Origin of the sequence: Phytoactinopolyspora halotolerans, from assembly GCF_010550675.1 — a bacterium.
In the GTDB taxonomy this organism is placed as follows: Bacteria; Actinomycetota; Actinomycetes; order Jiangellales; family Jiangellaceae; genus Phytoactinopolyspora; species Phytoactinopolyspora halotolerans.
This window is the reverse complement of sequence record NZ_JAAGOA010000038.1, coordinates 1-12,569: the sequence shown is the minus strand read 5'-3', so window position 1 is coordinate 12,569 and position 12,569 is coordinate 1. Positions and strand designations below refer to the sequence as shown.

The 12,569-nt window shown below is 69.0% G+C and carries 13 protein-coding genes; 9 read left to right on the top strand and 4 right to left on the bottom strand.

Annotation, left to right across the window (positions count from 1 at the left end; translation table 11 throughout):
• The first annotated feature begins 43 nt into the window (after positions 1–43).
• The 4 genes from G1H10_RS31140 to G1H10_RS31125 all read left to right on the top strand — a co-directional run bounded on the left by G1H10_RS31140 (position 44) and on the right by G1H10_RS31125 (position 4,865).
• Positions 44–1,303, top strand: a complete 1,260-nt coding sequence (locus G1H10_RS31140; RefSeq protein WP_163745177.1) for a FecCD family ABC transporter permease — start codon at positions 44–46, stop codon at positions 1,301–1,303.
• Positions 1,304–1,308: 5 nt separating this feature from the next.
• Positions 1,309–2,472 carry a FecCD family ABC transporter permease gene (locus tag G1H10_RS31135; RefSeq protein WP_163745176.1) on the top strand — a complete coding sequence of 388 codons (1,164 nt, stop codon included), beginning with the start codon at positions 1,309–1,311 and terminating at the stop codon, positions 2,470–2,472.
• Between the two features lie 128 nt (positions 2,473–2,600).
• Positions 2,601–3,440, top strand: a complete 840-nt coding sequence (locus G1H10_RS31130) for an ABC transporter ATP-binding protein (RefSeq protein WP_163745175.1) — start codon at positions 2,601–2,603, stop codon at positions 3,438–3,440.
• Between the two features lie 438 nt (positions 3,441–3,878).
• Positions 3,879–4,865: an iron-siderophore ABC transporter substrate-binding protein gene (locus tag G1H10_RS31125; protein ID WP_163745174.1), complete on the top strand. Its 987-nt coding sequence runs from the start codon at positions 3,879–3,881 to the stop codon at positions 4,863–4,865.
• 59 nt (positions 4,866–4,924) lie between these two features.
• Here the strand turns inward: G1H10_RS31125 and G1H10_RS31120 are convergent, their stop codons facing one another.
• Together G1H10_RS31120 and G1H10_RS33630 are read right to left on the bottom strand one after the other, a co-directional pair.
• Positions 4,925–5,599 (bottom strand): response regulator, encoded by a 675-nt coding sequence (locus G1H10_RS31120; protein WP_163745173.1) that lies wholly within the window; start codon positions 5,597–5,599, stop codon positions 4,925–4,927.
• Positions 5,596–6,822, bottom strand: coding sequence for a sensor histidine kinase (locus G1H10_RS33630; RefSeq protein ID WP_163745194.1), 1,227 nt, complete (start codon positions 6,820–6,822; stop codon positions 5,596–5,598). Before G1H10_RS33630 ends, G1H10_RS31120 begins: the two co-directional genes overlap by 4 nt.
• Before the next feature lie 164 nt (positions 6,823–6,986).
• On the opposite strand from G1H10_RS33630, the gene G1H10_RS31110 reads away from it, so the two are divergent.
• From G1H10_RS31110 to G1H10_RS31100, 3 genes are all read left to right on the top strand, one after another.
• Positions 6,987–7,940: an ABC transporter ATP-binding protein gene (locus G1H10_RS31110; protein ID WP_163745172.1), complete on the top strand. Its 954-nt coding sequence runs from the start codon at positions 6,987–6,989 to the stop codon at positions 7,938–7,940.
• Positions 7,937–8,722: an ABC transporter permease gene (locus G1H10_RS31105; RefSeq protein WP_163745171.1), complete on the top strand. Its 786-nt coding sequence runs from the start codon at positions 7,937–7,939 to the stop codon at positions 8,720–8,722. Before G1H10_RS31110 ends, G1H10_RS31105 begins: the two co-directional genes overlap by 4 nt.
• A gap of 388 nt (positions 8,723–9,110) precedes the next feature.
• Positions 9,111–9,359, top strand: a complete 249-nt coding sequence (locus G1H10_RS31100) for a type B 50S ribosomal protein L31 (RefSeq protein WP_163745170.1) — start codon at positions 9,111–9,113, stop codon at positions 9,357–9,359.
• Positions 9,360–9,469: 110 nt separating this feature from the next.
• Here G1H10_RS31100 and ykgO read toward each other — a convergent pair whose 3' ends face one another.
• Positions 9,470–9,592 (bottom strand): type B 50S ribosomal protein L36, encoded by a 123-nt coding sequence (gene ykgO, locus G1H10_RS31095; RefSeq protein WP_163745169.1) that lies wholly within the window; start codon positions 9,590–9,592, stop codon positions 9,470–9,472.
• A 130-nt stretch (positions 9,593–9,722) separates the two neighbouring features.
• The gene (locus G1H10_RS31090; RefSeq protein WP_163745168.1) at positions 9,723–10,043 is read right to left on the bottom strand and encodes a DUF6506 family protein; all 321 of its coding nucleotides are present in this window, start codon (positions 10,041–10,043) and stop codon (positions 9,723–9,725) included.
• A gap of 233 nt (positions 10,044–10,276) precedes the next feature.
• On the opposite strand from G1H10_RS31090, the gene G1H10_RS31085 reads away from it, so the two are divergent.
• Both G1H10_RS31085 and G1H10_RS31080 read left to right on the top strand, forming a co-directional pair.
• Positions 10,277–11,260, top strand: coding sequence for a helix-turn-helix transcriptional regulator (locus G1H10_RS31085; protein WP_163745167.1), 984 nt, complete (start codon positions 10,277–10,279; stop codon positions 11,258–11,260).
• 227 nt (positions 11,261–11,487) lie between these two features.
• Positions 11,488–12,569 (top strand): DUF222 domain-containing protein (locus G1H10_RS31080; RefSeq protein WP_163745166.1); only part of this gene is annotated, 1,082 nt, incomplete at its 3' end.

Sequence of the window (12,569 nt, the reverse complement as noted above, 5' to 3'; positions counted from 1 at the left end):
GGCGCGGGGCAGCGGCAGCGCCGCGGAATCGAGCACGATCTCGATGACCGCCGTGACCGCCACATCGCCTGGCACCGGTGATGGGCGTAAGACCGGGGAGGGACAGCAGACGGGCCGCGGTGAGCCGCCCGGCCGCGGGGAGCAGGGCAGCCGCGGGGAGCAGGGCAGCCGCGGGGAGCAGGGCAGCCGCGGGGAGCAGGGCAGCCGCGGTGAGCAGGCCGGCCAGGTGCGCCAGGCGCGCGGCCGGCTCGGATCCGGCGACTCTGCAGCGACGGGCACCAAGGCACCGGCTCGCGGCGTGGCCCGGCGTCACTCCGTTCGCGCCGCCGGTTTCCTGATCGCACTCGCGGCGCTTGCCCTCGTCGTCATGGTGAGCATCTCCGTCGGCGCACGCGACATCCCGCCGGCCGTGGTCTGGGATGCGCTGGTCAGCCCCGCCGACATCGATGATCACCACGTCGTCCGGGAACTCCGCCTGCCCAGAACGGTGATGGGTCTCGCTGTCGGCGCGGCGCTGGGCGTCGCCGGTGCGCTGATCCAGGCACTGGCCCGCAACCCGCTGGCCGATCCGGGCATCCTCGGGGTGAACGCGGGGGCCGCGTTCTCCGTGGCCGTGGGTGTCGGGGTGTTCGGCGTCGGCTCGATCTCCGGCTACATCTGGTTCGCGTTCGCCGGGGCGCTCATCGTGACGGTGGCCGTGTACCTGATCGGCGCCGCCGGCCGAGGCCCGGCCGACCCGGTCCGGCTGGTGCTGGCCGGCGTTGCGCTCGGTGCCGTCATGAGCGGCCTCACCAGCGCCATGGTGTTGCTCGACCCGCAGGCGTTCGACCAGATGCGGAACTGGAACGCCGGCTCCTTCGTCGGTCGCAACCTGGACGTGGTCGGGCCGGTCCTACCGTTTCTCGCCGCCGGGATGGTGCTGGCCGTGCTGTCGGCGCGGGCGCTCAACGCCGTCGCACTCGGAGAGGACCTGGCCGCGTCGCTGGGTGCTAACGTGACCCGCACCCGGGTGGTCGTCGTCATCGCGGTGACGCTGCTGGCCGGGGGAGCGACCGCGATCGCGGGACCGATCGTCTTCGTGGGATTGATGATCCCGCACGTCGCCCGGTGGATCGTCGGTCCCGACCAGCGCTGGATCCTGCCGTACACGGTGGTGCTGGCGCCGATCCTCATGCTCAGCGCCGACATCCTCGGCCGAGTGCTGATGCGGCCCGGCGAGGTGCCGGTCGGCATCGTGACCGCGTTCGTCGGCGCGCCGGTGCTGATCGTCCTCATCCGTCGGACGAAGGCGAGCGGCCTGTGAGCGGCATGCGGACCCGACCCGGAACGACTCCCGGCGCTGAGCCCGGCACCGAGCCCGGCACCGAGCCCGGCACTGGGCCCAGCACTGGGCCCGGTACTGGGCGCGGCGCCGGCCTGGGGCCGGATGCTCGGGTGGATTTCGGCCGCCGGGTGGTGCGCTGGCGGCGTGCGGGATTCTGGCTCCGCCTGGACGTGCGCACGGTGGTCGTGTGTGCCGCGGTGGCCGCGGCGACAGCGCTGGTCGCCTTGGTGACGCTGGGCAGCGGTGACTATGTGCTCAGCATCGGCGAGGTCGCCGCGACCGTCGTCGGCACCGAGGACGGCTTCGCCCGCACTGTCGTCCTCGAGTGGCGCATGCCACGCGTGTTCGCCTCGATCGTGTTCGGCGCGGCGCTGGGCGTCAGCGGCGCGATCTTCCAGTCGTTGACCCGCAACCCGCTGGCCAGCCCGGACATCATCGGCTTCTCCGCGGGCTCGTACACCGGTGCGTTGATCGTCATCATCGCGATCGGGGGGTCGTACCTGGACATCGCCGCCGGTGCGCTCGTCGGCGGCGTCGCCACCGCGGCGGTGGTGTACGTGCTGGCGTTCAAGCGCGGCGTGCAGGGATTCCGGCTGATCGTCGTCGGCATCGCCATCTCCGCCATGCTGACCTCCCTGAACACCTGGATGATGCTGACGGCCGACCTGGAGGTCGCGATGGCCGCGGCGGTGTGGGGCGCCGGCACCCTGAACGCCACGGGCTGGGAGCAGGCCGGCATTGGGGCGGTGGTCATCGTGGTCGTGTTCTGCGTCGTCGCCGGCCTCGCCCGGCCGCTGCGCCAGCTGGAACTGGGCGACGACGCCGCCAAGGCGCTCGGCGTCGCGGCCGAGCCGACGCGGCTGACGCTGATCATCCTCGGCGTGGCGTTGACCGCGACGGTTACCGCCGCTGCCGGGCCGATCGCGTTCGTCGCACTGGCCGCCCCGCAGATCGCGCGCCGGCTTGCCCGGACACCCGGGGTGGCGCTGGCGCCGGCGGCGTTCGTCGGCGCGTTCCTGCTCTGCGCCGCCGACTACGTCGCTCAGCACGTGTTGCCGACCGCGATCCCGGTCGGCGTCGTCACGGTCGTCGTCGGCGGGGCCTATCTGGTCTGGCTGCTGATCCACGAGGCGCGGCGGCGGATATGACCGAGACCACCGCACGCGCGAAAGACCGCACACGCGACCGTGCGAAGGACCGCACAAGAGATCGTGCCGAGCGCCGTGTGAGGGACCGTGTGAAAGACCGTGTGAAGGACCGACTGGAGGACGGACGTATGACCCTCATCGACGACGACCGGGCAGGTCCCGGCCTCGGCGGGTCGCCGACGCACCGGCTGCATGTCGACGCCGCCACCATCGGCTACGACAAGCGCGTCATCTCCGAGCGTCTGACCGTGTCGATCCCGGACGAGTCGTTCACGGTGATCGTCGGGCCGAACGCGTGCGGCAAGTCGACGCTGCTGCGTGCGCTGTCCCGGCTGCTCACGCCGTCGAGCGGATCCGTGGTGCTGGACGGGCGGTCGATCACCTCGTACAAGGCGAAGGAGGTCGCCCGTCGGCTCGGGTTGCTGCCGCAGACGTCGATCGCTCCCGACGGGATCACCGTCGCCGATCTGGTGGCGCGCGGGCGATACCCGCATCAGAAGTTCATCCGCCAGTGGAGCGACGCGGACGAGCAGGCCGTGGTCGAGGCGATGGCGGCGACCGGGGTGACCGAACTGTCGGCCCGGCTGGTCGACGAGCTCTCCGGCGGCCAGCGCCAGCGCGTGTGGGTGGCGATGGTGCTGGCGCAGCAGACACCGCTGCTGTTGCTCGACGAGCCGACGACCTTCCTCGACATCACGCACCAGATCGAGCTGCTGGAGCTGTTCACCGACCTGCACCACGAGGGCAACACGCTGGTGGCCGTGCTGCACGATCTGAACCATGCCGCTCGGTACGCGACCCATCTGATCGCGATGAAGGACGGCCGCATCGTGGCCGAGGGGCCGCCGGCCGACATCGTCGACGAGGAGCTGGTGCAGGAGGTCTTCGGCCTGCCGTGCCGGGTCGTGCCGGATCCGGTCACCCAGACCCCGATGGTGGCGCCGCTCGGCCGCGACCGCCGCGGCTGACTCGCCGCCGCCCGTCGACTCGTCGCTCGGTCACTTGCTGAGTTCACGTCACGCTTGGAGCTGCGCTGAGGGCCACTACGCGTCACCTGCACTCAGGAAGTCACACAGGAAGACCTTCGCCCCCATGCGTCGAGCCGATGGTTGTGGGTCGGGTCGCCATCGCCCTCGAATGTCAACCCCGCGGTCGGCGAGGAAGTGATCGGGCCGGACTCGCGCAGGGCTGGCTGGTGGTTGAGGTACCAAGGCGATAGATATAGGTGAGGCACACCTAAGTAAGGTAGTGCTTACGGTGCGAAGCCCGGCATGCCGACGCGTGAACGATGAGACGGGAGCTACAGCGTGAGAAGACTGTGGGCGCGAGCAGGGAGAGCGGGTGGAAACGGCGCCGTCACGAACGACACGGTGAGCTGTGGCGCCCGCACTCGGACGATCTTGGCCATGCTGACCGGTGGGATACTCCTGGTGGCCGGATGCGGCTCGGATGACGCCGATGACAGTCGCGACGGTGCGGACACCGAGAGTGATGCCCGTGCGGGCGAGGGTGAGTCCTTCCCGGTGACCATCGAGCACACGTATGGCAGCACCACCGTCTCCGAGCAGCCTGAGCGGGTCGCGACCGTCGGCCTGATGGACCAGGACGCGCTGTTGGCGCTCGGCATCGTGCCGGTGGCCACCACCGAGTGGTTCGGTGAGCAGCCAGGCGCGATCTGGCCGTGGGCCACCGACGAACTGGAGGCACTCGGTGGTGAGACGCCCGTCGTGGTGGGTGCGTCGGACGAGATCAACTTCGAGGGCATCGCGGCGCGGGAGCCGGATCTGATTCTGGCGCTGTACTCCGGCATCACCGAGGAGGACTATCAGCGGCTGACCGAGATCGCTCCGACCGTCGCGCATCCCGAGGGCCAAGTCGACTACGGCATCGGGTGGGAGGAGCTCACCCGCACCGCCGGTCAGGCCGTCGGCATGCCGGATGAGGCCGAGGCGCTGATCGAGGATGTGCAGGCACGATTCGAGACGGCGCGCGCCGAGCACCCGGAGTTCGCCGGCGCGACCGCCGTCATGGCCACCCCGTACGAGGGCGTCTTCGTGTACGGTCCCGAGGATCCGCGCAGTCGGTTCCTATCTCTTCTGGGGTTCGAGCTGCCGGACGGCTTGGCCGAGGTGACCGGGGACGAGTTCGGGGCGAATCTCAGTGAGGAACAGGCCGACCTGCTCGACGTGGACACGATCGTGTGGATCGACCCCGGCGACGTGGACCAGCTGGGCGGTCCGCTGTACCAGTCGCTGCCGGTGCACACCGAGGGTCGGGAGGTCTTCGTCGAGTCCGCGGACCCGCTGGGAGCCGCTACGTCCTTCGTCACCGTGCTGAGCCTGCCGTTCCTGCTCGATGAGCTCGTGCCGAAGCTCGCCGACGCCGTCCCATGATCATGAACACTAACCGTGCCATGTGAACGGTTAGTGTTCATGATCATGGCTGCGGGGGGTCAGATCAGGTCGGCGTCGTGCACGAGCAACGCGATCTGCACCCGGTTGTTGAGTTCCAGCTTCGTCAGCATCCGGGACACGTGGGCTTTGACGGTGGCCACGCTCATGTAAAGGTCGGAGGCGATCTCGGCGTTCGACTTGCCGTCTGCGATCGCGACGGCGACCTCCCGTTCGCGGTCGGACAGCGTGGCGAGGGCCGACGTCGCACGTGCCCGGCGGTCGCCGTTGCCACCGCCGCCGGCGCGCTCGGTTCCGGTGACGTGGGCGATGAGCTGCCGGGTCACCGCGGGGGAGAGGATCGGCTCGCCGGCCGCGGCACGCCGGACCGCGGCGACGATATCGGCCGGCGGAGTGTCCTTGAGCAGGAATCCGGTGGCACCGGCACGCAGCGCCCGCAGCACGTGCTCGTCGGCGTCGAACGTCGTGAGGATCACCACCTCGGGCGGATCCGGCCGTCGGCGCAGCGTCTCGGTGGCGGCGAGACCGTCGATATCCGGCATCCGGATATCCATCAGTACGACGTCCGGCTTCGTGGACTCCACCGCGCCGGGGACGTCGGCGCCGTCCGCGGCCTCGCCGACGATCTCCACATCCGGCGCTCCGGCCAGCATCATCGTCAGACCAGCCCGAACCAGGGCGTCGTCATCGACGATGAGCACCTTGATATTGGTCACGCAGGCCACGGTAACCAAGCCCGGATGCGAAAGTCGCCATCCGGCGTCCTGCCATGTTCGAACCGCCCATCGGCAAGGGCGAGCCGTTCGGCCAGCCCGATCAGCCCGGTACCGGCACCGGGAATCTCGCTCTGCGCTCCCATGCGGCTGACCGGCATACGGTTCCAGACCTCGACGCAGAGGCCGTCGACGGGATTACCTTCCAGCGTGACCCGCACCGCCGAACCGCTGGCATGCTTGTGCGCGTTGGTCAGACCTTCCTGCACCACCCGGTACGCGCAGCGGGCGATCGTGGCGGGCGGAGCCGGTGCGTCGTCGTCGCGGCGGTCGTCGAAGGTGATCCGCATCCCGGCTTGACGAGACTCCTCGACCAGCGCGGGAAGGTCGTCCAGCGTCGGTTGCGGTCCCTCCGGGTCGGCGTCCGTGACAGGCTGCGTGCGCAACACGCCGATGACGTCGCGCAGGTCCTGCAGTGCCTGATGCGCGCTGGAGCGGATCACCGACGCCGCGGCGGCGATCTCGTGCCCCGGTGCGCCGGGGCGGTACTCCAGCGCACCCGCGTGGACGCTGAGCAACGAGATCCGGTGTGCGAGCACGTCATGCATCTCCCGGGCGATGCGCTCGCGTTCCAGGTGACGGGCCTGTTCGACGCGGAGTGCGGCCTCGGATTCGGCCTGCTGTGCGCGCTCGCGCAGCGAAAGCACCAGCTGCCGGCGGGCCCGCACGAACAGACCCCACGCGGTGACCGCGGTCACGAGCAGCACGCCGGCGACGATCGACGCGCGCAGGGACAGCTCGGGGTCGGGATAGACGAGGTAGTACAGGGATCCGCTGACCATGTGCAATGCGGCGACTGCCATGGTGACGGCGAAGCGGCGGTGGACGGCGACGGTGAACATCATGACGACGGCTGCACCACCGGCCGACGACGCGACGATCGAGAGTGGTGCGATGGCGACCGCCAGCGCGGTCGGCCAGCGGCGGCGCCACCACAACGCGAGACAGGCGGTCGCTCCCGCTGCGAGGTCAGCGAGCTGAACCTCCTCACGCGCGGCGGCGCCGCCTCCCTGGTCAAAGGCGGTCAGGCCGATCCCGATGGCGAGCAGGAATAAGACGACGTCGACCAGCCAGTCGCGTGGGGTGCGACGCGCGGGCCGGGGGCCGGTATCGGCGTCGTAGCGAAGTAGCCCGGGCAGCAGGCCCGGCAGCTCGGCCACCGAGATGGATCGGCTGCGCTGCGGCAAGGGGACGCTCACAGCAGACCACGGTACGGCCCGCCGGGTCGGAGCAGGAGCTACCAAGGTCGATCCGGGGGCAGCCTTTGGTAGGTCGATGCTGGCCGATCGAGCGACGCGGATAGCCGGATGGCGACAGCAGTATCGGTGACATGATCACTGTCGAACACGTGACGAAACGCTACGGAGCCGTGACGGCGGTGGACGATGTGTCGTTCGTCTGCCGGCCGGGCACGGTCACCGGGTTCCTCGGCCCGAACGGGGCCGGCAAATCCACCACGATGCGGATGATCTGCGGGTTGACGCCTCCGTCGGCGGGCAGCGCGACCATCGACGGCGTCGCCTACCGTGACCTGCCCAACCCCGGGCGCCACGTGGGGGTGCTGCTGGACGCCTCCGCCCAGCATGCGGGCCGCACCGGCCGTGAGGTGCTGGCGGTGTCGGGACAGTTGCTCGGGGTGCCTCGGAGTCGGGTCGACGACGTCTTGGAGCTGGTCGGTCTGACCGGAGCGGCCGCGAAACGACGCGTCGGCAACTACTCCCTGGGCATGCGGCAGCGGCTCGGCATCGCGCACGCTCTGCTCGGAGATCCGAGTGTGTTGATCCTGGACGAGCCGGCGAACGGGTTGGACCCCGAGGGCATCTACTGGATGCGCAGCCTGTTGCGTGACTTCGCCGACCGGGGCGGCACGGTCATGCTCTCCTCGCACCTTCTGCGTGAGGTGGAGGCGGTGGCAGACCACGTCGTGGTGATCGGCAATGGGCAGGTGGTCGCCGACGGCGACAAGGATGAGCTGCTGGCCCCGGGTGGGCTGGTCGTCCGCGCCCTGGAACCGCCGGCGCTGGAACGTGCGCTCGCTGATGCGGGTGTCGCGGTTCGTGAAACCCAGGATGGGTCGTTCACCGTGGACGCCGACGCCGAGACGGTCGGGCGTGCGGCGGCGGCCGCCGGTGTGGTGCTGCTCGAACTCCGGCCCGCGGACTCGGCCGGCCTGGAAGGACTGTTCCTGAGCCTGACGTCCGCCGGTGCGACGTCGGCGGGCGCGACGTCGGCGGGCGCGGCGTCGGCAACGGCACCGACGGAAGACAAGGGAGAAGCGGCATGACAACGACGATGACCACCTCGCGTTCCGACCGCGTGCACACGCCGGCCGCGCCGTCGCTGGCGAGGCTGACCGGCGTCGAGCTGCGCAAGATGACGGACACCCGGGCCGGCGTGGCACTGCTCAGCATCGTGCTGCTGAGCATCGTGGGACTGACAGTCGCTCTGTTGATCGCCGGTGAGCCGGCCGACCGATCGTTCGATGACTTCTTCCAGGTGGCGCAGCTCGGTGTCGGGATCCTGCTGCCGGTCCTGGGGATTCTGGCCGTGACGAGCGAGTGGTCGCAGCGAACCGCGCTGACCACGTTCGCTCTAGAACCACGGAGGCCGCTGATCGTCGCGGCCAAGGTGGCGGCGGTGGCGGTGTTGGTGGTCGCGGTGACGGTCGTGTGCCTCGCGCTGGCCGCTTTGCTGAACGTGGTCGCCTCGATGACGACGGACGCATCCGGAAGCTGGTCGCTCGGAAGTGGGCTGCTGGGGCGCGCGGTGGTCTTCCAGCTTGCGGGTGTGCTGGTCGGGGTCGCGTTCGGCCTGGTGTTCCTCAGTTCGCCGCTGGCCATCGTGCTGTACTACCTGCTTCCGACACTGTGGTCGATCCTCACCGGGCTGATCTCCTCACTGGAGGAACCCGCGCGTTGGCTCGACTTCTCGTCGGCGACGGAACCGTTGCTGGAAGAGACCATGGCGGCCAGGGATTGGGCTCAGCTGGGCACGTCGATGCTGGTGTGGTTCGTGCTGCCGCTTCTCATCGGACTGTGGAGGGTCACGCGTAGCGAGCTGAAGTGATGCTCATCTCCGTCCAGCTCCCGAGTCCGGGCGAACTGTCGCGGATCGCTGCAGGGCGATCGTCGGGTACTGATAGCCGTTCTGGACCTCGCGCCGAAGCACGGTGCACTCGGCAAGCACCACCGCCGCATCCGACGGTCCGGCAGGGAAGGAGCGGGCACCGAGGCGGCGACCCGATCCGGCGAGGCGGCAGGCGCGTCGTCCGTGGCCGGCGGCGGATCGTCCCAGCCGATGACGCGTCGTCGGTGGATGACGATGATGACCGGCGAACGAGCCGCAGGCCGTGTGCGGCTGAGGTTCCGCACAGCCGACCGGGAGGAATAGAATTGATTATCATCATCGTTAGGTGCAGTGCTACCTGAAGTGAAAGTAGAGGACGGAGAGTCAGATGAAGGAAGGTATCCACCCCGACTACCACCCGGTGGTCTTCCGGGACGGCGCAGCGGGAATGTCGTTTCTGACCCGGTCCACAGCGACGTCGGATAAGACGATCGTCTGGGAGGACGGTCAGACCTATCCGGTGGTGGACGTGGAGATCTCCTCGGCCAGCCACCCGTTCTACACCGGCCGGGCGAAGATTCTCGACACGGCCGGGCAGGTCGAGAAGTTCCGCCGCAGGTTCGGCCGGGAGCGCTGAGCCCGCCGTCGTCGACGGGCCTCGGTGCCACGAAACGCAGGATGTCGAAGGCCGCCCCGGGAGACTCGATCCGGGGCGGCCTTGTGCATCGTGCGTATGATTGCGCGGTCTCAGCCCTGCCGGGCCTTGAAGCGCGGATTGTGCTTGTTGATGACGTAAAGCCTGCCCCGGCGACGGACGACCTGGGCGCCTGGCTTCTTCTTCAACGACTTCAGCGAGTTGCGGACCTTCATGGATGACTCGACTCCCTCAGCGTCGTGCTTCTTCGTCCTACGCGCTTTGGAGACGGAGCGCCGGTGCGCGAGATTCCAGGACGGTCGAGCCGTTATTCTAATTGAGAATAATAATCAAGCGCAACTTCTGTCAGGAGGTGACGGCCTCGTCGAACGTGGCGCCGTACGCGGCTGCCGCTGCGACCGAGTCCACTGCGAAGGTCACGTGGCCGACGGCGACGTTCTCCACGGCTTCGTGCACGCGGGCCGCGTCGGCCAGGCTGAAGCCGCCGCAGAGTTCGATCAGGCTCACGCCGTCTTCGTCCACCAACCGGCGTGCGATCTCCGGGGCGGCGGCCGCGGTCGGCGTGGGGGCGAGGATGGTGCGCTGGCCGCCGCGGTCGATCACGGTGCGGTCGGTGACGGGGTCGGTGCCCGGGTGTTCGTAGATATAGGCCCATGTGACGGTCATGGCGTGCTCCTTGCGGTCGGTGTCCGATATCGATGACGTTAGAACCTCGACTTAACTTTAGGTCAAGCGTGGTTCGCCTGTTCGATGGCACTCGTCGGGCGACGGTGTGGGTCCTGGTCGGTTCGTCGGTGTGTGGCCACCCGGATCAGGCCGGGTGCACGCAGGCGGTACTCGATCGCGTGCCCCGCTACACTCGGTTCCGGACAGTACGCTTCCGGATTGGACATGAGCTGTTGAGTCCTGACGTGAGTCCGACGGCACGGGCATTGCTGGCGCTTGAGATCGTTCAGGCAAGCCCGGGTATCACGGCGGATCGACTTGCCGACAAGCTTGGGGTGTCCGAGCGTGCCGCCCGGCGGTACGTGGGCATCCTCCGTGAGGCCGGCATCCCGATCGATTCCGTGCGCGGGCCGTATGGCGGCTACCGGGTCGGGCGAGGCTTGCGGCTCCCGCCGCTGATGTTCACGGCGGCCGAGGCGCTCGGGTTGGTCATGGCGGTCTTGGACGGTCACCATGCGGCGAGTGATCCCACCGATCTGGTGGGTGGGGCGCTGGGCAAGATCGTGCGGGCGCTGCCGGAGCCGGTGGCCGCCCAGGCCGATGCTGTCCGTCGGACCACGGCGCCGGCGCCTGATCGCGCGGCGGTGCGGCCCGACCCGAGTACCACGACCGCGCTGGTGCATGCTCGGTCGAGCCACCGCAGGGTGCGGATCGGCTACCGTTCCGAGGCGGGGCGTGAGCGGGACATCGAGGTCGATCCGTGGGCGGTGGTCGTGCGCCACGGTCGGTGGTACCTGCTGTGCTGGTCGCATGCAGCGAGCGCTCGGCGGGTGTACCGGATCGATCGGATCACCGCCGTTGAGCTGCTCGAGGAGACGTTCGATGTGCCGGTCGACCTGGATCCGGTTGCGGATCTGGAGGCGCATCTCGCCGTTGGGTGGGAGTATGAGGCGGAGATCATCATCGAGGCGCAGGTGGAGCAGGTTGCGCGATGTATTCCGCGCGCGCTGGGCCGGTTAGAGCGGCTCGACGGCGACACCACCCGGCTGGTCGGCAGTACGAGCAATCCGGGCTGGTATGTCTCGGAACTTGCGTCGATCCCGGCTCCGTTCCGGATCGTCGAGTGTGCGGAGTTGCGACAGGCTGCGCAATCGCTCGGGCAACGCCTTCTGCGGGCAAGCGAGCCGGCAGGGTCTGATCTGCCGGTCTGGCGATGAGGTGGTGGCCGCATCGGTTCTTTCGGGATAGGCCTGGGTCTGCCGTTCGGTGTGCGCCACGACTTGCGTTCGTATGTGTGTTCGATGTAGAGTGGGTTTATCGGTGTTGGAGCGGTTCTGCTTTTGGTTTCCGCTCGGTGTGTTGAGTTCTGTGGTGGTTGGTGTGGGTTCGGCGGGTGTGGCCGGCCCGGTCCGTTGACCGTTGTGCCTTTTGGAGGCCGGCCGCCATGTCCGTTCACCCCCATCCCAGCGACGACGACGCCGTGCCCGGTGACGCGGTCCACGACGACGCCGCGCCCGGCAGCAGCGGTGACGAGTGCGCCGGCCACGATGCACGCCCCAGCGACGGTCAGCGCTGCGGTGACGACGGCGAGTCCCGCCGCGACGGCGATGACGGGGAACACCGCAACGACGATGACGGCGCCGACGAGCGTCCCCACAACGATGACAAGGGCCTCAGCGACGGTCAGTGCCGCGATAACGACGGCGACATGCCGGTGCGGCGTGGTGGTGCCGCGGCCCGCCACGGCGGCCGTGACGGCGGTGGTGAGGACTCCTGTGGCGCTGAGGGTGGTGGTGGGCCGTGGCCGGTTCCGCAGGGCCTGGATGCGGTGCCCGCGGGTGCGGATCTGCTGGCGATGTTGGAGGACATCCCGATCGCGGGGGTGTGCGGGCGTGACACGGTCGAGGTGATGAAGGCGGCCTACCGGCAGGCTACCCGGGATCGGGCGTTGTTCTTGTTGTGTCTGCTGGAGACCGGGATGCGGGTGCCCGGTTCGGCGGACACGCTGCAGCGGGTACAGGTGCCGGGGGAGTTCGCCCCGGAGGAGGCCCGCGCGGCGTTGGTGTGGTCGCGTTCACGCGCCGGGCGGGTGTTCGGTTTCGCCTACGACATCCATCATCGTCTGCCGATGCTGGGTCAGGCGATGCTGGCCGGGGTGTTGGACGAGCCCCGCGCGCAGGCGTTCGTGTCCTGGACCGACGGCCTCGATGATGATCAGGCCGGTTACATCTGCGCCTTCCTGCTCCCGGATGCGCCGGGGATGACGGTGGCGGAGTTGATCGATGCGATCAAGAAGGCCGCGATCGCGATCGATCCCGAGTGGGCGGAGAAGAAGTACCGCAAAGCGATCCGGGGTCGTCGGGTGGTGGGTTCGCGTAACCCTGACGGTAGCGCGAACGTGGCCGGTTACGATCTGCCCATCGATCGTGCCGCCGCTGCGTGTGAGCGTATCGATGTGTTGGCGCGGGCGTGTAAGAAGGCCGGTGATACCCGCAAGATCGACCACATCCGGGTCGATCTGTTCCT